This window comes from Acetobacterium sp. (genome assembly GCF_036508315.1).
GTDB lineage: Bacteria > Bacillota > Clostridia > Eubacteriales > Eubacteriaceae > Acetobacterium.
The window spans coordinates 1-24,899 of the sequence record NZ_DATCHP010000034.1 but is presented as its reverse complement, the minus strand read 5'-3'; the positions used below and the strand labels follow the sequence as shown (position 1 = coordinate 24,899).

Here is a 24,899-nt window from a genome sequence, read left to right as displayed (position 1 = left end):
GATGCGCATTGCAGATATGTTTGTAAAACCAATCGATCGAGACATAAAAGGCGTGATTAAAGTCGGACAGGATGATCAAGACAATATTTTCCAGGAACTGGATGAATACGTTGTCACCAAGGAATTAATGAAACACTTTCGAAACTTTTTTGAAAGCTATAAAAACGGCATCAACGGTCATACCGATAAAATGGGAGTATGGATTTCAGGCTTCTTCGGCAGTGGTAAATCCCACTTTCTAAAAATCCTGTCCTACTTACTTGAGAATAAAGACGTCAATGGGAAAAAAGCCATTGAATTTTTCACCGACGGCAGCAAGCTAAACGATCCGATGATCATCGCAAACATCCGCCTGGCTGAAAATATTTCAACCGATGTGATACTTTTCAATATTGACTCAAAAAGCGAATCGAATTCAAAATCCTCAAAAGATGCCATCATTGACGTATTCATGAAGGTATTCAATGAAATGCAGGGCTTCTGCGGTTCCCTTCCTTTTTTAGCCGACCTGGAACGCAGGCTTTCAGATAATGGCACCTATGAAGGCTTTAAAGCCAAATTTTTAGAAGTATCCGGTGGTCGGTGGGAAGATGCCCGGGAAGATTTCTACTTCATTCAGGATGAACTGGTAAAGGTTTTGTCAGCCCAGAGGATTATGAGTGAAGACGCTGCCAGAATATGGTGCGAAAATGCTCCGGTTTCCTACACCCTATCCATTGAAAAATTTGCTAATCTTATCGGACAATATTGTGAGAGCAAAGGGAAAAACCATCATGTTGTCTTTCTTGTGGATGAAATCGGTCAATACATTGCGGATGATGCCCACCTCATGCTTAATCTACAGACCGTTACCGAAGATCTGGGAACTGCCTGTGGCGGAAAAGCCTGGGTGATTGTCACCAGTCAGCAGGACATTGATTCGGTTGTCACGGTAAAAGGCGGTGATTTCTCCAAGATTCAAGCCCGTTTTGATACCCGGTTGTCTCTGTCCAGTTCGAATGTGGATGAGGTTATCCGCAAACGAATTTTGGCTAAAACCGAAACAGGAACGCTGACCCTCCAATTGTATTACGATAACAAAGACTCCATCATTAAAAATCTCATCACCTTTTCAGGGGAAGTCGAAAAGAAACTATATCGGGATCGTGACGAGTTTGCCAGGGTTTATCCTTTTATCCCCTATCAGTTCAATCTCCTGGGACAGGTTTTAACCGCCGTCAGAACCCACAGCTCTTCAGGCAAAAGTCTTGCCGAAGGAGAAAGGTCAATGATCGCACTGTTTAAAGAATCAGCCATGTATTTTATGGCGGATTCAGAAGGGACCATTGTGCCATTTTATGTCTTTTACAACGCCCTGGATCAATTCATCGATCATACCCATCGCATTGTCATCAAACAAGCTGAAGAAAACACCAAACTCCAGCCAATAGATGTGGAATTGCTTAAAATCCTCTTTATGATCAAGCACGTGAAAGAAATTAAGGCCAACACCGAAAATTTGACCACTCTCATGGTTTCAAACATCAATGATGACCGCATCAACCTCCGAAAAAAAGTGGAAGCTTCCCTAAGCCGTTTAATCATCCAGACACTGATTCAGAAAAATGGGGAAGTCTATATGTTCCTGACCAACGAAGAACAGGATATTAACCGGGCTATCCAGAATGAAACCGTGGAGATGGGAGAAATCATCAACGAAGCCGCCACCATCATTTTCCAGGAGATTATCAAAGAAAACAAGTACCGTTATAATAACCGTTACAATTTTCCCTACAATCAAATCGTCGACGGCCGTTTTTTCAAAAACAGCCAATCCGCGGATATGGGGGTCCATATCATTACCCCTTATAACGATCAGGATTATCCAACCGAATCCCTGCGCATGCTTTCCGCGCAAAATCCGGAAGTCCTAGTCCATTTACCCAGTGACGCCACCTTCCTCGATGAAATCATGGAAACCCTGAAAATCAGCAAGTACATGACCAAACAAGGTGTGGCACTGGACAAAAACTTTGGCAGCATTAAACGGGCTAAGCAAGATGAACTTATTGAAAAGAAACAACGGATTCGTATTTTCATCGAAGAAGCCATTAAAAACGCCGATCTGTATGTGTGTGGCGCTCAGACAACCATTGCATCCAAAGATCCGGAAACCCGAATCAATGATGCCCTGAGCAAGCTGGTAAACACTCGATACAACAAACTCTATTACATGGAAACCCAGCCGTCAGCCTCGGACATTGAGGCGATTTTCAAATTGTCGAATTTAATCAATTCCAATAACCCAGCCACCCAGGTGGCTAACAGTCTGGCATTGGGTGACATGTTAAACGCTATAGAGCTTCTTTCCCGTCATACTAAAATATCCCTGAAATCCCTGTTGAAGCATTTTTCAGAAGCGCCTTACGGCTTTATTGACTGGGATGTCCGGTGGCTTGTGGCCATGCTCTTTAAACAGGGGAAGGTGAGCCTGATTTTAAACAGCGAAACCTTATCGCCTCTGGATGTCGACCCCAAAGAACTGCTGAAGATCCTGTCCAAAAATGACTATGCTGAAAAGCTCCTCATTGAAAAGCGGGACCATCCAACGACTCCCCAAATCAAATCGGTCAAAGAAGTGATGAAAAAGCTCTTTTCAATGACATCGGTCAGCGATGAAGAAGACACCATCATCAAGACTTTTAAAACAAGGCTGGCAAACAAAAGCGGTGAGATTAAAAACCTGTTGGTTGAATACCGGATTGAAACCAGGTTTCCAGGAAAACAAGTCTTATTAAGTGCCCAGGAGATGTTTGATGAAATTTTCAATATCACAAACGCCCTGGCATTCTTCAAGTTTATCTATGAGCATCATGATGATTTGCTGGATATCGCCGACGATATTGAGCCCGTGATTAGTTTCTTTGGCAGCGAGCAAAAAGGAATACTGAAAAAAGCATTTAAATATATGGATATCTATGAGAAAAGCAAAAATTATATTGTCGACCAGGAATTAAAAGATGCCATTGATGATATAAAAACCATCGCAAGAAAAACAACTCCCTACAATGAGATTTTCAAACTGCCTGATTTTTTGTCGAAGTATGAAAAACGACACATCATTCTCATTCAAAACGAGGTGAAACCCATCCGTGAACTCGTTTTAAGTGATGAGAAGGAAGTGCTGCATGAACTTATAACTAAGGAAGTTAAGGATAAATTTGAAAGTCGTTATGTGGCAATCTTCAGAGAAATGATTGATAAGCTGGAACACTCAAATGAAATCGTCACGGTCAAGAACATCCGGTACGAAAGCGATACTTTGAGAAAACGCTTTTTGAAAGAGATTTATGAATATAAGACATTAAGTGAAAATGGTGGCGGAAATGGTGGCGGAGGCATTAAAAAAGGACGTAAAAACATAAACATTAAATCAATGGCAATTCCCAAGACAGTAACTATTGAAGAAGTGCAAGATATTGATATATTCATCCAAACCATTAAAAAAGAATTATTAAAAGAGCTTGGAAATAATAATGATACCATCATCAATTTAACCATTTAAGGAGGACATCCAGTGAATAAGACAGCTATTAAAGAGTTTGCCATCGAAGCACGAAAAAAGCTCATAGCATCGGTTAAAGACAAGGCCGGAAAAATTGGGATTACGGTCGACAGCATCACAGAAGCCATTACAACAGGCAATGGCTTTGCCGTCTTACCAACCCATTTCGGTACAGAAACAACCCTCGCCGGAAAAGAACTGATTCAACGGGACAATGTTATCAAACAGATTAAGGAAAAAGGCTATGATTCCGTTATGGAGGAAGTCGCCTATACCTGGTTTAACCGGATTATTGCGGTGCGCTTTATGGAAGTCAACGACTACCTTCCATCAAGAGTACGGGTGCTGTCCTCAGAAAAAAAAGATCAGTTAGAGCCGGATCTGGTGACCCAGGCACCGAATATTGAACTGGATCTCACCGAAGCCGAAAAAGAAGCGATCTTCAATCTGAAACTGAATAATGAAATGGACAGCCTTTTTCAGATGCTCTTCATCAAGCAATGTAACGCCCTGGGAGAAATCCTTCCTGAGCTCTTTGAAAATACCTCTAAGAATGATAGAGACTATACTGAAATTCTTCTGGATATTTCATATACCAATGAAGACAGTGTTATTCGGGATCTACTGAAAATAGATGAAGCTGACTTTTTAGATGCGGTGGAAATCATTGGCTGGATGTATCAGTACTATAATACCGAGCCAAAAGACGAAACCTTCGCTCTTTTAAAAAAGAATGTTAAAATAACCAAAGAGCGGATTCCCTCAGTTACCCAACTTTTCACCCCCGACTGGATTGTACGATATATGGTGGAAAACTCCCTGGGTAGGCTATGGCTGGAAGGTCATGACAATCCTGATTTAAAAGAAAACTGGAAATATTATCTGGATGAAGCCGAGCAGAAACCGGAGGTGTTGGCACAGCTTGAAGCAATAAGAGCAGACTCTAAAAACCTAAACCTGGAAGATATAAAGGTCATGGACCCAGCGATGGGCAGCGGCCATATATTGGTTTATGCCTTTGAAGTCCTTATGCAGATTTATAGAAGCTGTGGTTATACCGCAAAAGATGCTGCTAAGTTGATCATTGAAAAGAATTTGTATGGTTTGGACATTGATGACCGGGCTTTTCAGCTTGCCTATTTTGCAGTGTTGATGAAGGCTAGAAAATATAATCGTCGAATTTTAACCATGGGAATACAGATCAATCTCTGTGGAATCTTGGAGAGCAATACCATCAAACCCGAGATTTCAGATTTTTTAGCTCAGGGTGATAAGTCCCTTCAAAAAGATGTAAAAACACTTCTTGACGTATTTATTGATGCCAAAGAATACGGGAGCATCTTGGATGTACAACCCCTTGATTTTGCTTCACTGAATAACCGAATCAAGGAAATAGAAGTAATGGTTTATGACAATATTATGGATCTGATTCATCGGGATGATGTGATCAATCAATTTGCTCTGCTTTTAAAACAGGCAGAGATAATGGCTCAAAAATATGATGTTGTTATTACCAACCCACCTTATATGGGCAGCAGTGGTATGGGTGTAAAACTCGGGGATTATGTAAAAAAGAATTATCCTGATAGCAAGAGTGATTTATTTGCAGTATTTATCGAAAAATGCGGACAAATGGCAAAAAAAAATGGATTAAATTCTTTAGTCACAATGCAATCCTGGATGTTTTTATCAAGCTTCGAAAAAATACGAAAACAGCTTTTAACGAATAAAACAATCATCAATTTAATGCATATGGATAATATGGTTATGGGAATCGCATTTGGCACAGCTGTTACGATATTTAGAACCAAAAGTATTAATAATTTCAAAGGAACATACAATCAAGTAAAATATGTTGATATAGATGATAATAATCAACCTAAAGAATTTCCTGTTGCGGGAAATTACTTTGTTCAAATTAATCAAGAAAACTTTTCAAAAATTCCTGGAATGCCAATTGCTTATTGGGTGAGTGAAAATACATGCAATCTCTTTATGAAATCCCAATCATTAAATGAAGTTGCAAGAGTAAAACATGGTTTAACAACTGGTAAAAATGAATTATTTGTTCGCTATTGGGCTGAAATTCAATATACAAAAATTGATTTTTCAATTAATGACAGAAAGAATATTAATTGCTCAATTGCAAAGTATTTCCCATACAACAAAGGTGGTTCTTTTAGAAAATGGTATGGAAATGCTGAATATGTTTTATGGTATGACAATGCCGGGCAGAAAAAAATGTCATCACTTTCAGGTCATCGACATGATGGTAAAGCGGAATATTTTCATGAAGGAATAACATGGTCATTTATAAGTTCAAGTCATTTTGGAGTAAGATATACACCTACAGGATTTATTTTTGATGTAGCTGGTTCATCTTTATTTGCAGAACATGACATGACAATGTTTTTAACTGGATTACTGTGCTCCAAACTTGGTAGCTATTTTCTAGAAATTCAAAATCCTACATTAAATTTTCAGGTAGGAAATTTAGCAAGAATACCTGTTAAATTTGGAGTAGAAAGAAAAGAATATATTCGAAATATCACAAAAAAAAATATAGGTATTTCAAAAATCGACTGGGATTTTTTCGAAACCTCATGGGATTTCAAAAAGCATCCATTGCTTACGTTCAATACAACTGAATATCTTGAAGAGTTTCGCACCCATTACCATGATGAAGATGAGCCTATGGTTGATATTTGCGCATCCATAGGTAAAGGAAGCCTGAAAGATGCTTTTGCAAAGTGGAGCTATTTCACAGAGATGCAATTCACCCAACTCAAGTCCAATGAAGAAGAAATCAACCGAATCTTTATCGAAATCTATGGTCTGGAAGACGAACTCACCCCAGAAGTAGAAGATAAAGACGTGACCATTCGCAAGGCTGATCTTGGCCGGGATATCCGTTCTCTGATTTCCTATGCTGTGGGATGTATGCTTGGGCGTTATTCCCTGGATATGGAAGGTCTTGCATATGCCGGTGGAGAGTGGGATGCAAGTAACCATTCTACTATTATACCGGATAAGGACAATATCATTCCCATTACCGACGAGGAATATTTTGATGATGACATGGTAGCCCATTTGGTAAAATTTGTGAAAGTGGTTTATGGGGAAGAAACTTTGGAAGAGAATCTGGACTTTATAGCCAAAGTTCTGGGAAATAAAGGCAACACCTCCAGAGAAGTACTGCGTAATTACTGCCTGAAAGACTTCTATAAAGACCATGTAAAAATCTATCGGAAACGGCCAATCTACTGGCTCTTTGACAGCGGCAAGGAAAACGGATTTAAAGCCTTCATCTATATGCACCGTTACGATGAAGATAACGTAGGCCGTGTTCGAACGGATTACCTTCATAAAATCCAGGCAAAACTGGAGGATGTCATTAACGGGTGCAATTTGGTCTTAAACAGTGATGCTCCGGCAAGTGACAAAGCCAGCGCGGTTAAGAAAAAAGAAAAGCTTATCAAGCAATTGGCAGAAACCCAAACTTATGACCAGGCCATCGCCCACATCGCCCTTCAGCGCATCCCCATTGATCTGGACGACGGGGTGAAGATGAATTACGCCAAATTCCAGGATGTTGAAGTATCCAGCGAAGGAAAAAAATCGATTAAAGTTAATCTGCTGGCGAAAATTTAGGAGAAAAATGAAAATATATAAATACAGTCTAATTGTTACATTTTTCATTACAATAGTTTCATGTTTCTTAATCATATGCCTTAATAATGGCAGTATTGTTCTTTTTTTAGAATATATAAGAAATAACATTGAAACTAATATTAATATCTACAATAGTATTATATTTGGAATTTTCACAAGTTCAATAGTGAGCTTCATTATTTCAATTATTGGCTATAATATAGAGAAAAATCGATTAATTAAAAATATTTGGATCAATTCGAAGAAGCTCTATAGAGATTTTAATTTATTGATATTTAATAATATTTTTTCTGATGACATACAAGAAACTGAGTTTGTTAGTATAATTATAAAATCATCCTTCAACCAAAAGGTTGAAGAATGGAATAATTATTATCTGTTATCATTTGTAACAACGAATAATGAATTAGATTTTATTCACAAAAAAAGCAATTTAAATAAACTGGTAAAATATGTGCAGAATGATATCGCACAATTAAACATTATTGTAGATTCTTTTATGAGTATTTATGTGAATGAACAGGTTGGAAAACAAGTGGCTATTGTTGATGTTGAAAAGCTACTTCACATAATAAAAAAGCAAGATGAAAGTTTGTTTATTGATACTATCCAAAAGCATTTAGATGATTTGTTTAAATTTTTTAAACCAGAACAGGTTGATCCACTATGAATAAGTAACTAATTTCTAATAAAGGTTAAGAAAAAATACATTGAAAATTTAAATGGCAAATAACCTGAACTTAAGACGAGATTATTAATTTTATTGATCTTAAACGGTCACTAATTGTTCTAGATGATGAGGTAAAGATCAATTATGTGAATTTATGGATATTGAGCATTCTATGAAGCGGGAAAGACGATTTGATATGGATATTTTAGATACAAAATGAGAGAGATTGAGAGTGTATGTTGTTATGGAATTTGAACTTATACTTAGTGATATTAAACAGCTTTTGGAATTAGTAGTAGAAGATCAAAACGTAGGATGTGTTTATAATAAAGAATTAATTTATGAGAATTATTCAAAAATATTTAAATTATGTGAAAACATAGAATTTTTAAAAGATACAGCAATTGGAATAGAAAAATGTTATCAATTAGGAGAAGATTTTGGATATCAAGCCTCTTATAAAACAATTGAACACAGCATGGAAATAGTGAAAAATCGAATTGGAATCTACAATCAGCATGAAGAGAAAGTGTTTATTCAACCTTGTTTTATTGAAATAAAGGGTCGAATAATTGATGAAATCAAAAATGCAAAATACTTAATTTGGATTGCTGTTGCATGGTTTACAGATATTGATATATATGATTCTTTAATAGAAGCTAGAAATAGAGGCTTAAATGTACAAGTAATTATGTTAGATGACAAAGGTAATAAGACAAACGATGGAAAATACAAACTTGATTTTAGTAAAAAAATTGCAGTTGGATATTCGAAATCGTATATGAGTTCCAGAAAAAATTTACATCATAAATTTTGCATAATTGATTTTGAAAAAACAATTACCGGCTCTTATAATTGGACAATTAACGCTACAAAAAATGATGAAAATGTTGTTATCATAAAAGATGTAGAAACTGCTAAAAGTTATGCATCTAAGTTTGTTAAATTAAAATCAGAAATATTACAAGAGGCAAGAGCATGAACCTGCAAACCATACAAGATCTATTAAATAAAGAATTCTTCGGGGATGAGCGCAAACTGGTTTTCTGGTATGACGACAACGGGGAGTTTGATGAAGACATTGAGACTCTGGGATTGAATAACGCCAAAGTGTATCGTTTAACCGGGGATAACACCTTATATACCAAATACTTTTTAGAGTGTATGGATCAGGAAAATAATTATCTGGTTTATGCACCCTTTGCGAAGCCCGGGGATAAGGACAACCATTTGGCGGACATGTTTTATTATTCCCGGCAGTTCTTTACGGATCGGGTGTCTCTCTTATGCAGCACCTATGGCATACCTGTCAAACACAAGGATCAATTATCCCAGTATGGCAAGTTCTGGAAAGCCAATGAACGGATTGATAAGTTTGTGGCCCTGGGTATTGAGGAATACAACCCGGAAATCATTGAAATTGGACTTCTTTCCGTTTTGGCCGGGGTTAAAAGTCCCAGCTTTGATGAGATTTTAAAGAAGCTGATCACCATTGGCGGTTTAACGGATAATAAAGTTCTGGCTGAGTTTCAGAAAATGGATTTAATAAAGGTCTTTTGGGATTTATGCGCCCGGTATTATGGCTATAAAGAGGAGAATCCGACCTTTGAAAAACTGGTGCCCACCCTGCTTGTCACCTATACCGCCACCTGTTATAAAGGCGAATTACCAAAAGGCTGGCAGTCGTTTATCTCTCATAAGAAAAATGATGTAGCAATTTTTATTTCAAATCTCATGAACAACATGCTGTATAAAGACCAGTATGATGAGATTGCCAGAGAAATCGCGGTTAAGCTCAGGGTTGGGGATTTTCTGGAAAATGTTCCGGCAGAAAACTATTTTGAGTGTGATACCTTTGAAGACTTTGATCGGCAAATCATCAAAGCCATGGCAGCGGGTCTTGTTTCCAATGAGGAACCTTTTTCAGTGGAATATCGGGAAATTATCCGAAACCGCAGCAGTAAAAAGCATTTTTCAGTGAAATATCAGCATTACTATAAAGCTCTGGATAAGGCGGATCAACTCATTGCCCACATTCAAAGCTTTGCCAGGGATGTGCCCAAGGATGCAGATGCGTTCATGGTGTTTTATACCAGCAAGTGGGCCAATATCGACCGGTACTATCGTGGCTTTTATACGGCTTATGACCGGATTGATGGGAATGATGCCCTGCATGACCTCAGAAACTGGGTCGAGAACCGCTACACCAATGCCTATCTTTTGAAATTGTCCATTGGCTGGGCGGATGCCCTGGAAAAGGTCAATACCTGGGATGGGTTAGCCGGTGAAAAGCAGGCTGATTTCTACCGAAAACAGGTGGATCCTGCCGTAAAAAAAGAAGCCACTGTTGTGATCATCTCGGATGCCCTTCGTTATGAATGCGGGTTGGAGCTCAACAAACGCTTAAACGAGCGGGCAAACACCAGATCAGAAATATCCCCGATGATTTCGGTGCTGCCGTCCTTTACCCGTTTGGGCATTGCTGCATTGCTGCCTCATGAAGCCATTACCGTCACCTCGGCCTGTGACGTCCTGGTGGATGGCATGCCCTGTATCACCAGCGATCAACGGGAAAAAATATTCAAATCCCATAACCCCTTATCCGTTGTCACCTCCTATAAAGATGTCATGTCCATGAATCAGGAAGCCCTTCGGAAACTGATGAATGGACAGAAGGTCATTGTGGTTTATCATAATCAGATCGATGCCCGTGGGGACCATATGGCCACGGAAAATGAGGTGTTTACAGCAGCGGATGAAACGATCAATGAAATCATCAATCTGATCCAAAAGCTTACCGCAAATAAATCCTTTACCAATTACATCATCACCGCGGATCATGGCTTTATTTATAAACGGGACAAGCTGGACGAAAGCGATAAGGTCAATTTGCCAAAGCCATCCGGGGCCTTTATCAATAAGCGGTTTATTTTAACTAATGAACCCCTGGATATTAATGGCACTCTGACATATTCCCTTGATTATCTGGGTGCCCAAAATAAGGATGTGTTTGTGACGGTTCCCCGGGGTGTCGATATATTTAAAACACCCGGTGGCGGCCAGAATTATGTCCATGGAGGTGCCAGTCTGCAGGAAATCGTGGTGCCGCTGATTAAGGTGAAAACAGAAACCAGGAAAAAAGAAGTGGAAAATGTTGAGGTGGAATTAATCACGTTAAACCGCAAAATTACAAACCTCATTGTTTACCTGGACTTTATTCAAACCGAGAAGGTATCGGATCAGTTACGGCCTGTTAAGGTATCAGTTTACTTTGAAAGCGAGTCCGGAGAAAAAATATCCGATCGGGAAATCATTGTGGCAGATCGCAAAGAGTCAGCGGTTGACAAGCGTAAGTTTAAAGAAAAATTTAATTTTAGAAATCAGAAATACTCAAAAGATGAAAAATATTATCTGGTTATGAAAGATATGAAAACGGACATGGAAGTAGCACGGCATGAATTTATCATCGACATTGCATTTGCCAATGACTTTGGATTTTAGGATGTAAGGGGTAATGGAATGAATGAATTGTCTGAAAAACTCATTGATGTTTTTGCCGGAAAGATTGTCAGGAAGGATCTGACTAAAAAAATTAAAGAGGGCGCCAATGTTCCCATTTATGTGCTGGAGTACCTGCTTGGCATGTACTGTTCAACCACCGATGAAGAGTTGATTGTCCAGGGGGTCACCAATGTTAAAAACATCCTTTCTGAAAACTTTGTCCGGCCCGATGAAGCCCAGAAAATCATTTCCAAACTGCGGGAACGAGGCAGTTACACAGTCATTGATAATGTTTCCGTAAAACTGAACTTTCGCAACGATGTTTATGAAGCCGAGTTCTCAAACCTGGGAATAAAAAATGTGCCGGTTCCTGAACAATATGCCTCAGAGTATGAACGTTTATTGTGCGGTGGCATCTGGTGCATTATTCAATTGGAATATTTCTATGATGAAGGGGATAAAAGCCGATGTCCTTTCATTATTCAGAAACTGACCCCCATCCAAATGCCAAACCTTGATTTAAATGAGGTACTACAAGGGCGAGAACACTTTACCAAAGAGGAATGGATCGATGTGCTGTTGCGTTCCATCGGAATGGAACCCTCTAAATTTAATGATCGGGTGAAATGGCTGCTTTTAACCCGGATGATCCCTCTGGTTGAAAACAACTTTAACCTCTGTGAACTGGGTCCCCGGGGTACCGGGAAATCCCATGTCTATAAAGAAATTTCACCCAACAGCATATTGGTTTCAGGGGGACAAACCACCGTTGCCAATTTGTTTTATAATATGTCCAATCGAACCGTGGGACTTGTGGGCATGTGGGACTGTGTGGCCTTTGATGAGGTGGCAGGGATTACCTTTAAGGATAAAGACGGGATTCAGATTATGAAGGACTATATGGCTTCCGGTTCGTTTTCAAGGGGTAAGGAAGAAAAGAATGCTTCAGCGTCCATGGTCTTTGTAGGGAACCTTAACCAAAGCGTGGATGTTCTCCTAAAAACATCCCACCTGTTTGATCCCTTTCCTGAGGCAATGGCCTGTGACAGTGCCTTTTTTGACCGCATGCACTGCTATGTCCCAGGCTGGGAGATCCCAAAATACCGACCGGAATTTTTCACCAACGAATACGGCTTAATCACTGATTATCTGTCCGAATATTTACGGGAGCTTCGAAAAACCTCGTATGCGGATGTGTATGATCAATATTTCAAGCTGGGGAATAATCTGAACCAACGGGATGTGATTGGAGTACGTAAGATGGTATCCGGCCTTATGAAGCTGGTTTATCCCCATGGGAAATGTGACAAGACCGGGGTTGAAGAAATATTACGACTAGCTCTTGAAAGCCGTCGCCGGGTCAAAGAACAGCTGAAGAAGATCGGCGGCATGGAATTTTACGATGTGAATTTTTCCTACATCGACAATGAAAGCTTTGAAGAAAAGTTTGTTCCGGTGCCTGAGCAGGGTGGCGGAAAGCTCATACCTGAGGGTTTGCATAAGCCCGGTCAGGTTTATACGGTCAGCCGGGGGAAATCCGGGATGATCGGTGTCTTTAAGCTTGAAACAGAGATGGTGGCCGGCTCCGGTAAATTTGAACGCACCGGATTTGGTTCCGATCGGGAAGCCAAGGAAGCAATCGAAACGGCTTACCGCTACTTAAAAGCAAATAGTAAAAATATCAGCGGCACCATCAGCACTGCCACCAAGGATTACCTGATGCACTTGCAGGATCTCAACGGGATTGGAATTACCAGTCAGTTGACTCTGGCTGCCCTGGTGGCTTTGTGCTCGTCTGCCATGAAAAAGCCGGTCATCAGCAGTCTGGCGGTTCTTGGTAATCTGAGCATCGGGGGAACGATCATCAAGGTAGAAGAACTGGCCAATGTGCTTCAGGTCTGCCTGGACAGCGGGGCAAAAAAAGTATTGCTTCCCATTACCTCAACTGTGGATATGGTAGCGGTGCCGCCGGAGCTTATGGGTAAGTTTAATCTGATCTTTTACCAGAGCCCTGAAGATGCGGTGTTTAAGGCATTGGGTGTGGAATAATAGAAGTGTTCTTGAAAGGAAAGTATGATGAATCAAAAATTAAAAAATAAAATAGAAGCTAAAGATAAAAATATTAATTCACTACTGAAAGATCAGAAGTTTAGCATTGATTATTTTCAACGAGAATATCGTTGGCAAAAAAAACACATCGAACTTTTTATAGAAGATTTGACAACGACCTTTTTGAAATCTTATAACAAAAATGATAAGCGTTCGGATGTAGCTAATTATCAAAACTATTATTTGGGACCTGTGATCTTTAGTAATGATCCATATAGTGGAAAAAAATCGATTATTGATGGTCAACAACGGATTACATCGATAACGTTATTTCTTATCTATCTCTATCATTTACAAAGTGGAAATGGAAATAATGTATCAATAACCGAACTAATATACTCAGAAAAGTACGGGGAAAAGTCTTTCAATATGTCAGACTCACTGAGGGAACCATGTTTAAAGGCATTATTTGATGTTGGTGAATATATACCAAAGGATATTGATGACGAAACAGTTCTAAATATGAAAGAATGCTATACTTATATTGAACAGTCATTCCCGGAAGAACTCACAAAGGAAGCTTTACCATTTTTTATTGACTGGTTTATAGAAAATGTTGTTCTTGTTGAGATAACCGCTTATTCTGACGAAAATGCATATACTATATTTGAAACTATGAATGACCGTGGTCTTAATCTGACATCCACCGAAATGCTTAAAGGTTATGTGCTTTCAAAAATTTCGGATGTAAAACAGAGAACTGATATAAATGAAATATGGAAAGATCAAATGCAAAAGCTTCATGAAAATGATGAAAATGAAGATCAAGCCTTCTTCCAGGCATGGTTTAGAGGAAAGTATGCTATTAGTATCAGATTAGGTCAAGTAGGTTCAGTAGATCAGGATTTCGAATTAATTGGTTCTCGTTTTCATAACTGGTTTAAAGAGAATGATAAAGCTTTGTTCAATTTGAACACTTCAGATGAATTTTATGATTTTTTTAAATACCAATTTCAATTTTATGTAGAGGTGTACTTAAATATCTTAAAGGCTCAAGAATCATTTAATCAAAACATGCCTCATACAAACTATATAAAAAATTGGGGTATTGCGGAATCATTACAAAATGCATTATTATTAGCTCCTATTTGTTATGGGGATGATCAAAATAATGTTGAAAAAAAATTAGATTTTACATCTCGTTATATTGAGACTTTTACCGTAAGACGAGCGGTCAATTACCGAAAGTTCGGACAATCGTCTATTAAATATTCTATGTTCAAAGTTATAAAGCGCATAAGAGATAATGATTTAAAAACATTAGGGATTATTCTTTCAGATGAGGTTGAAAAAATACCGGAAAATTGGGATGGGATTTGTGAATTTGGAATGCATGGTCAAAATAGAAAGTTTGTAAAACATTTGCTTTCACGAATATCAGGATATCTTGATGAGCGAATAGGTAAAGGTAATACCTATGTTAGCTATCATCATCCTAATGGGAAACAATTTGAAATTGAACATATTTGGGCGAATAAATTTTCAGAACATACAGATGAGTTTTCACAAGAAAATGATTTCCAGAGTTGGCGTAATTCTATAGGTGCGCTGATTCTTTTGCCACAAGGTACGAATCAATCCTTTAGTAGCGATAAATATGATGCAAAGGTTGATCATTACATAAAGGAAAATACATATGCACAAACACTAAATCAAAATTACTATGTGAAAAACCCTAATTTTTTAAACGTACCTGAAATCCAAAAATTAGGATTTAAACCTCATAATCAATTTAAAAAATCAGATATTGAAGAACGAGAGAAATTAGTAAAACGTGTTTGCGAAAATATATGGTCAATAGATTATTTTATAATTTAGTAATAATTGATATAAATCTGTAACTTTTTAGAAGGTTTGAATATTATAGGAGGTAGTATGACTCGGAGAGCTGAAGGAAAAGAAACCTGGCATAGACTTTTAGAATGGGATCGGGGGCAAGCTTCTGCCGAACGATTAGCTGCAATAATACTAAATAGTGATGGCTTTCAAGATATCGATCCATCTCACCCATTGGGTGGGCGTGATGGACTAAAAGATTTACTCCTTTCTTTTAATGGTTGTAATTGGATTGGTGGTGTCTATTTTCCAAGAGGGCAAAAGAGCTTTTCAGAGATAAAAGAAAAGTTCAAACATGATTTTGATGGTGTTAGTCAAAATGGAGCAAGTGGATTTGTGTTTGTTACTAATCAAGAATTACGACTATCTGAGCGAAAAGAACTTAGTGAAAATGACACTCAAGTTGATGTGAAAATATATCATTTGGAACGGATGGCAAGCATACTCAATACTCCTATTCATTATGGTGTGAGGTTGGACTTTTTGGATATTGATATGACTAAAGAAGAACAGCTTGCTTTATTTGCTGTAAAAGATCAAAAGATGACCAGAATCGAAAATGCTTTGGAGAAATTTTCTATTGATTTGGAAAATTATAAAGTAATCCATCGTATTAATGAAAATGATGATTTTGAAGATAATCCACGAAGTATGGAAGAAATAACAAATGCAGAGGATGAATTTTTTGATAAGGTATGGTTTGATAGACATCTCGGATTAAAATACCGAATTGAACAAGGGCAAACTACTGCTGAGCCTGAAATTTGGGAGGGAGCTTTGACTTCCGCACAAAAAGTGGTTGAAAAATATGGTGAAGAAAACTTAGGCCCCTATAGTGATTTTGAGTGGGGTATGATAAATGGAAAATTATCTGCTATACGATGGGTTCTAGGATCGGAATGGGATATGTTGGATTCATAAAAGAGGACAGATCAGTTCAACTTCTGCTTTCATTATGGTTTATATAAGAAAACTAATTTGGGCCGTTTTTAATAGATTGGAACTAAAAATTCAATTTAAATAGTATTAATTAAAAAGAGGTGCATATGTTAAAATTCATCAACAAAGATCTTAAGGAGAAGACGAGAAGTTGTCTTGAATACTTAGAAAGCAAAGATGTTGAATTAGAAAGATTTTGTGGTTTTGAAAATATCAGTGAACCTGAGTCTGTCTCAAATAAGTACGTTTTGGAAGAATATAATGATCAAATTATTGATGAAAACTACATTATATCAGTATGTTTGGATGAGTCTGATTTTAATTTAGAAATGACGTTAATTGAGTTCATAGATTTGATTGAAGAAACAAAAGAATCTAAAATGATTAAAAATATCAAATGTATTTCTAATAAGCACTGTTTAATAAGGAATAAATTGACTGAAATAAATGAATTCGAAGAGTATATGCGGATTAGCAATCTTTTAGAGCATACATTAGAAATATTTAAAATTGAATCTGAAATTAAAGGAATTAAATTTTCATGTGCTATAAAAAAAGGGATAACTCTTTTTGGTATCTTAGTTCACTTAGCAAATAATTACAGCGATTATTTGCCTTCGGTTTTAGGTGAAGATATATTTATTGAGATTTCATTTTGTGATGAGAGATTAACAGAAAAACAAATTGAAGAAATATATAATGCTTATTGTTTTGAGATAGGGGCATCGCATGGAATATACTTGACCCCAAGTCCAAGACCAGAAGATGATTTTGATGAATTTGATTATGAAGATTCTGACGATAATGATTATATTTTAAGACCATTAATGTTAGGTCCAGGAATGATGGAAATACAAAAACTTTTCAATCAAGCTAATGAAGTAAATGATAATCCTGATTATTCAATAATCCAATACACAAAAATAATTGAGAATGTTTCTCAAACAGTTATCAGAGAAGGAATTACTCAGTTAGCATATACTAAATTAATGAGTTCAAAAGCGTTATGTCCAGATGCGGATTATATCAGAGAATTAGAAACATTATTTATTGAAAATAAACAAAAATATGAAAAGGATAAAGAGGCAATAAATGCGACAATTGAAAAATGCTGTGATATTTTTGAAATTTCAGAATATGCACCAAAATTTTTAGATAAAGTAAAAAACCTAAAAGAAAATATAAATAGACAAAATAGTAAGAAAGAACCTTTGATTAAAGCAGCATTGGAATCATTAGCTGAAAAAATTACTGCTACTCGAAACTCTATTGTCCATGCAAAAGCGAATTATGCTTTAACGGGAAAAGAATGTCCTGAAGAAGATAAAACTGAGTTTGCCAAAATGTTAAGAATAGTAAGCATTCAGGTAATAAGGTGGTTTGCCAACATTAGCAATTCATCCAAAATTACATAGTAACATTTATGTGGACTAAGTTCTATTAGGAGGAGAATTCTAGGAGTTAGCAGTTTCAAAATTGTTTGAAAGCTTCACTTGTTTGATACAATATTGAATATGAATTTCTTATACATCAAAATGGTGTACTGCCTCTGAAGGTGTGCTTATTTGTCGGACATCATAAAAAATACTCCCTTCTTTTACCATTTTAATAGAAACAATGTTGATCCGTTTAGGCCTAATACCAGCGAAGCTATTAATACAAGGGTAAACTTTAAAAACCAGTAAAATAGCCATTCTAAGACAATGTTTTTCCATATAATTTTCATTATTTTTTGATAATTCATAATTTAATCAATACGTTGATATTACTACATTTTAGCTTTTACTTTGCACTTATTAACAGCTTCGCTGGTAATGGGGCTGACAAGGGTGTTGACGTTTTTATTTCCACCGCATCCTATTTGCTCAGGCTGAAATTTAATTCAAACAACTTAGTGTTTACAATTTAGACGATTGTATATTGAAAGAGAGTTCTTATGAAAAAAAAAGGTTTTAATTCCGATTATTCAATTTTAATTATATTCATAGCCACTGCGTTGGTAATTCTGATTCCATTTGTGTTATATCAACAATATAAAGGTTCGAGTTCAATAGATTTATCTAGCATGTTATCATATTATGGTTCAATATTCGGCGGATTGGCAACACTCATCGCTGTCTTAATGTCAATCCACCTTTCTAAGGCGCAAATAGAAGAAGATCGCATTCTATCCTGCAAACCATATCTCCAAGCCAGTTATAAACCTTATGAACCAAATAATACATCAACCCAGACTACAGATTTAAAAGAAATTTATCTGAATGTTGATTTAACTACAAATCAAATCAACTCAAGTTATGAATTTCTATGGGATCGGGATGTAAGTGGGAATTCAATTAATAGCAAGGTTGAAAAGGCTATTATACAAGAGCTGCATAATAAAAGAAATTATTATTCAATTGAGTATACTTTGACCAATGTTGGAGCTGGAAATGCCGTAAATTTGATAACGACAATAAATGGGGAGTTTAATTATGCAAGTCCTCACATGGCGATACCAGTTAATAAAAGACAAACACTATTTATACGCTTCAGCAATATGGAAAATAAATTGGAAGAAAGATGCATAACATTCTTATTCAGATTTTCTGATATATACTCAAAAGTAGTTTATGAGCAGACGGATGAGATTTTTATTAATAGAGTAGAAGGTAAAGTTCTTTCTTCACGACAAGAAAAGACAATGAAGCCACCTATTGAATTACTTGATTACACAATTGAAGATTTACTGAAATTAATATAATTGACGTTTCTATTACATCTTCAGCCAACACTTAATAAGATGGTTTCAACCACGCCCTCGACTTAGCGCTCGGGGATTTGGACACTGCTGTCGTGGTTTTGCGCGCTGTCTCCACTGTCGCTTCAACAAGGCTAAATAAAGGTTATCATTCTCGCCTTCGTTCCGTCCTGCCAGGCAGAGCGAGTGGCTTGTTACAGTGTTTTGTTAGCACTAAGTACCTGGGAATACAATAGTATTTACTCTTCTTTCAACAAAATAGTCAATAAAAATTCATTGACTAAAAAGCTAGGTATCCGGACTGGGCTCATCGTAATGATAACAAGACCGAGTTATAAGTGAATTTGATTTTGATCCTAGCAAAAAATGGTTATCCACCGGTACCTAAGGATGAAGTTTTAAAGAGATCTTTGAGTAGGGTGAGAGGATGTGTGTTTCTGGTTAGTATAAAATACATAAACTACTTTGGGGTTGTTTACACATATCGTCCAAAAGTTCAAAAGAGATGCAAGTTATCAATTAGGGATCTCGGCAACAGCAATAAAAAATAACTTTAAATCAAGTGATATCAATATTTCTGCAATTCTGTTATAAATAATTTTATTTTTAAAACAAATATCCCTACGTAAAGGTATACTTTTACGTAGCACAAAAAAACATATAAAACTACATCTGTAAAGCATAACAAACCATTTATGTATATCTACGCAAAATATATATACCTTTATGAAGATGTTTTAAGTCTCTGATGGTGTGATTCAGACTTATGTTAGCGAGACCCCAATAAAAAAAGACCGGCGATTACGCCAGATTTTTTTTTGTAAAAAATGGTGATCCCGACTGGACTTGAACCAGCGACCCCTACCGTGTGAAGGTAATGCTCTCCCAGCTGAGCTACGAGATCACTTTAATTATTATATCATGATCTATACCCTCAAACAATCACTAAAATGGGTGTTTTTGCCCATCCCCCCGAAAAGGTGGAATAGGCAAATTATTTAAAAAATATTTTAGGTATTCTACGCCAATATCTCTCTGAATCACACCAATGGGATTAAAAACAGTTATCATCAATCTTAAGAAAAAAGGCATTTCTTTGTTACGCAATATCTTCCTATTATGAAATAACAAGCTACTTCCTCCACTAGGATTCTCAATAATTTCAGTTCAGTATATGTTGATAGAAAATGTATATTTTCTTGATTATCGAGGTCAGAAAGAAATACCGTTAGGCTATGATTATGAGGCTATCGGATTATTATAGATTAAGAATTATTTGATGATTTCAACTTCTGCTAAGGGCCATTTGCAGAAGTTGAACGATCTTATTTAAAATTTTGAAGATAAAACAACAAAAGCATCTTTCAAATTAGAAATGGTTTTTAACGGCAGCGTCAAACAAAGCCCCGGCAATTTTATAAATGAAAGAACTGCCTAAAGCTTACTTTTTTGGATGGCTTTACGTTCATCAGGTCTTGACACGGTGGCCGCTCCGCTCTCACCGTGCCTGCCATACGTTATCCCTCTACCCACGCCCCCGGCTTAACGCCCGGGGCTTTGTTCGTGTTGGCCTCCACTGCCGTCAGTCCTCCGCCCTGGTCTCCGCTATCACTGCGACAAGGCTAAATTTACTTCAGACGTCTCGCATTCGTCTTGGGATGCCCTTCTGCATACAATCTAAAAATACCCAACCGGATGGATCACGTGATCTTTTTTCGGATCCAGACAGCTCATTTGATCGCCGATGGTGATGGCTCGACGTATGGAAAGATTCCCAAATCGTTTTCGAAGATGATCAACGGTATTATCCAGTTGCTCCATTCGCATTCTTTCTTGCTCACGTCCAAACACATCTAACTGGATGGGTATTGTATCCGGGACTAAATCAGCTACCCGAACTCCCAGAGAGCGGATATCTGAGCTGAAATCGTAGTTTTGTTTGAATAAATGGATGGCAGCCTCGGCAATCTCATTTGTTATATCCGAGGGTTTGCTCAATTTGGCCTGTCTGGTGAAGCTATTCAATTCTTTATTTCTCACATGAATGGCCACCGTTTGACAAAAACACCCGGTTTCCCTTAGTCGCATGGCTACGCTCTCTGTGAGCATATACATAATCAGCTTGACATCTTCTAGGTTCTTGAGATCCCTGGGGGTGGTAATACTATTGCCAATGCTTTTAATAATCCGTTCATTCCCGTTATAATCCTCATCAAAGCACTTCACCGGGCTGTCATCCAGTCCATTTGCAAATCGCCATAATACTGCGCCCATTTTTCCAAATTGAAGCACTAGAAAATCAACGGAAGCATTGGCTAGCTGACCAATCGTATAAATGCCATATTTAAAGAGCTTTTTCTTTGTGGATCGGCCCACGTAAAGTAAATCCCCAACTTCCTGTTCCCAGACAATCTGTTTGAAATTATCTCGATTGATCACTGTTATTGCGTTGGGTTTCTTATAGTCCGATCCAAACTTGGCAAAAATTTTATTCCAGGACACCCCGATGGATACAGTTACTCCTAATTGATCCTGAATGTCATGACTGATTTTCCTGGCAATTTCCTCACCGCCACCATGGAGTTTGGCGCTGTTTGTGACGGACACCCATGCTTCGTCGACGCCGAACGGCTCAACCTGATCTGAGTACCGATTGTAGATCTTTCGTGCCAACCGGGAGAATTTCAAATAAAGATCATAGTTCGGTGGCAGGATTACCAGATCCGGACATTTGGCTCTGGCTTGCCACAGCACTTCTCCTGTTTTAACTCCGGCTTCCTTTGCCTTTTGGTTCTTGGCCAGAATTATACCATGCCGTTTTTCAGGATTTCCTCCAACAGCCACAGGGAGATCCCTCAACTCAGGATGGTAAAGGCACTCCACATTTGCGTAGAAACAATTTATATCCGAATGTAAAATAACCCGTTCCATTTTTTCACCCTCTTTTAACCTTGAGTCTCATTAGTACGTATGTTCTTATCTTATAATATACCCATCTATGATAATTTGTCAATATAAACACATCACATTTTATCATTAAAGAATATTATATTGAATCTTTGACAAATGGTCCTTATGAGAATAAAGCAACTCAATCATTCATATTATTTTATAATACTTCTATTTCCAATAACACCGGCTTATGGAAATGGGGTATATGGTTATTATTTTAAAAATCACGTCACAGGAAATTGTTATATCACTGATCACATCAATGATGCAGAATTGTATATGAGTAGGGTTGATCCAAAGACGATTTGTCAATTTAGCGGGTTAAATGACCGAAACTCAATCCAATTCTGAGGGGGTATTTTATTATGTTCTGTTGCTTCAGAGCCTTTTTATGAGGAGGTTGTGTTTATTGATGGGGTATATGGGGTACTTAGAATAAAGCACGGAAATATTACGCTAAAGATTTAGAAATCATGAATTTGTTAATTTTTGTACTCTAAGATTATCACCAAGGGCAAATTGGAATGTCACAGCATACAGGATAAATGGGAGCATCTGTGTCATGTACTGAAACGTACTTACCATCATTGGTAAGCATAGAACAAAGGCTGCACGGCCTTATTTCTATATATAATCTGCTAATATATATTTTCAGGGGCTAGGCAAAAACACCCAAAATCCACCGAGCGTATTGATGATGCAAATACAACGATTATGACACTGGACAAAGCAATAGAAAAAGGCGGAAATACCAGGAGTGTTTATGATGAAAGGGGAATATTAATTTTGTGAATTTCTCTTTATAAAAAAATATATGATTAAACGATTTTTACTAACGGCGGTGAATGAATTAGTATATAATGAGGATATATTTGACGGAGGTGAAATTTTGAAAATTGCTTATGACTTAACAGTTGTCCCTGAAGTGGCTGAAAAATTTAAGATAGCATTGAGATTAGACGATGAAAATTCTGATGAAGTGATCGAAAATTTTATGCTGAAATATATCTCAACAAGCTTTGCTAAAGCTGTCAAAAATCCTAAATTAATGAAAAAATTGAAATCATTAAAAGATATTGAAACAATAAAAAATGAATTGCCAAAAGCAATAATTAGAATACCCAAATGGGCGATGAGTCCAAATCAAACCAATCATAAAATAATAAAAGCTTATTTTGAAGTGGAAAATGAAATGGGTTGCGTTTCATTAGAAGAACTCAAAAGACGTTGTGGAGATGAAGACAAATATCCAGGTACTTATGTCAAAGATTTCAAAGGAAACTTTTATCAGATGAAAACAGATGCCTACAAATCACATGGAAAAGTCTTTGAATTAGAAATGGACAATGTCGTTATCTGGAAAGAAATTGAAGAAAAATTGATGGAGTATAAAAAATATTTCGAGAGAATTTAAAGAAATTGAAAAGGAGAACTAATGAACACAGACATAAAAACTAATAGAATCGATACCCGATTAAAACTCTCGCTTTTATGGATATTTTTGCTGCTCAATATGGCTTATGCGGATATCCTTTCTTTAATGGACGCCACTTCGCCAATCAGAAACATAATGGCTGGAGCTCCTATGCCATCCGGAGGGCTGCTGGCAGGTGCAATCGTGATGGAAACAGCGATTATTATGATCCTTCTATCCCTGGTATTGAAGCGAAATGCAAATCGCTGGGTAAACATCATCATTGGTTTGTTCAATATTGTATACATCGTTACAGGCGGACATGGTTTGTACTATCTGTTTTTTGCATCAATAGAAGTTGCGAGTATATTGCTGATTATCTGGTTTGCATTGAAATGGCCGAAGCCTGAAGTGAAAGCCGTTTCGCCAAACAAAGAAGGCGTACAATCATGACTTCAATCAATAAAGACGCAAGACGGGCAGGGCTCTTATACCTCGCATTTGTCATAACATGCATCTTTGCCGGGGTTGTTCGTTCCAATCTGATTGTATTGGGGGATGCCTCAAAAACAGCCGATCTTCTTGAAAATTCAATGTGGCTGCTTCGCATCAGTTTTATCGTCGATTTGGTCTCAGCCGTTTTATTCCTCCTGGCAGCCTGGGCCCTCTACGTCCTTCTGAAGCCGGTTCACAAGGACCTCGCCCTTCTGTTTCTTCTGCTCAATGTTGCGGGGGTTGCCGTACAATGCCTCAGTTTGCTGTGCCTGTTTGCACCTATGCTGATAAATGGCAGCGCTGATTTCCAGAAGGCTTTCCAGCCAAATCAACTTGATGCACTGAATCTGCTGTTCCTCAACCTTCACAAAAGCGGCTTTGTCATAGCCCAGATTTTTTACGGTACATGGCTTCTCCCGCTCGGTTATCTGGTATACAAGTCCGGCTTCCTTCCGAAATGGCTTGGAATACTGCTGATTGCCGACTTTTTCGGCGTTATGATATGGTTTTTCCAGTTTTTCCTTTTGCCTGGCTATGACATAATTACCTATCCGGGATTAGCTATCAGCTTCATTGCGGAATTCTCATTGAGTTTATGGCTGTTAATCAAGGGTGTGAAGACAATACCTTAGGGGGAACTAAAATGAGAAATGTGAAAAAATATGTACTGATGCTTCTGGGCATACTCTTTATTTTCTGCCTGGCCGGCTGCTCAAATACGGCTCATAATACCCCATCATCTACAACCAGTCCTCAGCAAACAGAAACAAACCAGCCTGCAACCAATGACACAACACCTCAGAATGACAGTACGACCACGGTGAGTCCGGACATACCAACTGTCACCGGAGAACTTAAGGTTCACTTCATCGATGTGGGTCAGGCGTTATATAGGGTAAAAGTTATATAATCAAACTAATTGTTTAGATACTATATTAAATCGTATAGTATATTTTTTTCGATTGTTCCAATCAAGTATATACGGTATAATATATAATTATAACTAAGTAATTAACATATAAGGAAG

Annotated in this window: 15 protein-coding genes and 1 tRNA gene; 14 read left to right on the top strand and 2 right to left on the bottom strand. The window is 37.5% G+C overall.

Annotated elements, in window-relative coordinates:
• Position 1 precedes the first annotated feature (1 nt).
• The 10 genes from brxC to VIK44_RS04765 all read left to right on the top strand — a co-directional run bounded on the left by brxC (position 2) and on the right by VIK44_RS04765 (position 19,014).
• Positions 2 to 3,544, top strand: a complete 3,543-nt coding sequence (gene brxC / locus VIK44_RS04810) for a BREX system P-loop protein BrxC (protein ID WP_331552711.1) — start codon at positions 2 to 4, stop codon at positions 3,542 to 3,544.
• Between the two features lie 12 nt (positions 3,545 to 3,556).
• Positions 3,557 to 7,195 carry a BREX-1 system adenine-specific DNA-methyltransferase PglX gene (gene pglX, locus VIK44_RS04805; RefSeq protein ID WP_331552710.1) on the top strand — a complete coding sequence of 1,213 codons (3,639 nt, stop codon included), beginning with the start codon at positions 3,557 to 3,559 and terminating at the stop codon, positions 7,193 to 7,195.
• Positions 7,196 to 7,202: 7 nt separating this feature from the next.
• Positions 7,203 to 7,886 (top strand): hypothetical protein, encoded by a 684-nt coding sequence (locus tag VIK44_RS04800; protein ID WP_331552709.1) that lies wholly within the window; start codon positions 7,203 to 7,205, stop codon positions 7,884 to 7,886.
• A gap of 244 nt (positions 7,887 to 8,130) precedes the next feature.
• On the top strand, positions 8,131 to 8,868 hold the full coding sequence (locus VIK44_RS04795) for a phospholipase D-like domain-containing protein (RefSeq protein WP_331552708.1): 738 nt from the start codon (positions 8,131 to 8,133) through the stop codon (positions 8,866 to 8,868).
• Positions 8,865 to 11,387 carry a BREX-1 system phosphatase PglZ type A gene (pglZ, locus tag VIK44_RS04790; RefSeq protein ID WP_331552707.1) on the top strand — a complete coding sequence of 841 codons (2,523 nt, stop codon included), beginning with the start codon at positions 8,865 to 8,867 and terminating at the stop codon, positions 11,385 to 11,387. The genes VIK44_RS04795 and pglZ overlap by 4 nt, the downstream gene beginning before the upstream one ends.
• Positions 11,388 to 11,405: 18 nt before the next feature.
• Complete coding sequence (brxL, locus tag VIK44_RS04785; RefSeq protein WP_331552706.1) at positions 11,406 to 13,436, top strand: protease Lon-related BREX system protein BrxL; 2,031 nt, start codon at positions 11,406 to 11,408, stop codon at positions 13,434 to 13,436.
• A gap of 24 nt (positions 13,437 to 13,460) precedes the next feature.
• Positions 13,461 to 15,314, top strand: coding sequence for a DUF262 domain-containing protein (locus VIK44_RS04780; protein ID WP_331552705.1), 1,854 nt, complete (start codon positions 13,461 to 13,463; stop codon positions 15,312 to 15,314).
• A gap of 57 nt (positions 15,315 to 15,371) precedes the next feature.
• Positions 15,372 to 16,253 (top strand): hypothetical protein, encoded by an 882-nt coding sequence (locus tag VIK44_RS04775; RefSeq protein ID WP_331552704.1) that lies wholly within the window; start codon positions 15,372 to 15,374, stop codon positions 16,251 to 16,253.
• Between the two features lie 125 nt (positions 16,254 to 16,378).
• Entirely contained in the window at positions 16,379 to 17,686 is a 1,308-nt protein-coding gene (locus VIK44_RS04770; RefSeq protein ID WP_331552703.1) for a hypothetical protein, read from the top strand.
• Between the two features lie 521 nt (positions 17,687 to 18,207).
• Entirely contained in the window at positions 18,208 to 19,014 is an 807-nt protein-coding gene (locus tag VIK44_RS04765) for a hypothetical protein (protein ID WP_331552702.1), read from the top strand.
• Between the two features lie 825 nt (positions 19,015 to 19,839).
• Here the strand turns inward: VIK44_RS04765 and VIK44_RS04760 are convergent.
• Positions 19,840 to 19,915: transfer RNA gene (locus VIK44_RS04760), tRNA-Val, on the bottom strand.
• A gap of 773 nt (positions 19,916 to 20,688) precedes the next feature.
• The gene (gene dinB / locus VIK44_RS04755) at positions 20,689 to 21,942 is read right to left on the bottom strand and encodes a DNA polymerase IV (RefSeq protein ID WP_331552701.1); all 1,254 of its coding nucleotides are present in this window, start codon (positions 21,940 to 21,942) and stop codon (positions 20,689 to 20,691) included.
• Positions 21,943 to 22,852: 910 nt separating this feature from the next.
• Between dinB and VIK44_RS04750 the strand changes: the two genes are divergently transcribed.
• The 4 genes from VIK44_RS04750 to VIK44_RS04735 are packed head-to-tail and all read left to right on the top strand — an operon-like array spanning position 22,853 to position 24,782.
• Positions 22,853 to 23,377 (top strand): hypothetical protein, encoded by a 525-nt coding sequence (locus tag VIK44_RS04750; RefSeq protein WP_331552700.1) that lies wholly within the window; start codon positions 22,853 to 22,855, stop codon positions 23,375 to 23,377.
• 21 nt (positions 23,378 to 23,398) lie between these two features.
• Positions 23,399 to 23,830 carry a DUF6326 family protein gene (locus tag VIK44_RS04745; protein ID WP_331552699.1) on the top strand — a complete coding sequence of 144 codons (432 nt, stop codon included), beginning with the start codon at positions 23,399 to 23,401 and terminating at the stop codon, positions 23,828 to 23,830.
• Positions 23,827 to 24,504, top strand: a complete 678-nt coding sequence (locus VIK44_RS04740; protein WP_331552698.1) for a DUF4386 domain-containing protein — start codon at positions 23,827 to 23,829, stop codon at positions 24,502 to 24,504. The genes VIK44_RS04745 and VIK44_RS04740 overlap by 4 nt, the downstream gene beginning before the upstream one ends.
• An 11-nt stretch (positions 24,505 to 24,515) precedes the next feature.
• The gene (locus VIK44_RS04735) at positions 24,516 to 24,782 is read left to right on the top strand and encodes a hypothetical protein (protein ID WP_331552697.1); all 267 of its coding nucleotides are present in this window, start codon (positions 24,516 to 24,518) and stop codon (positions 24,780 to 24,782) included.
• The last annotated feature ends 117 nt before the right edge of the window (positions 24,783 to 24,899 follow it).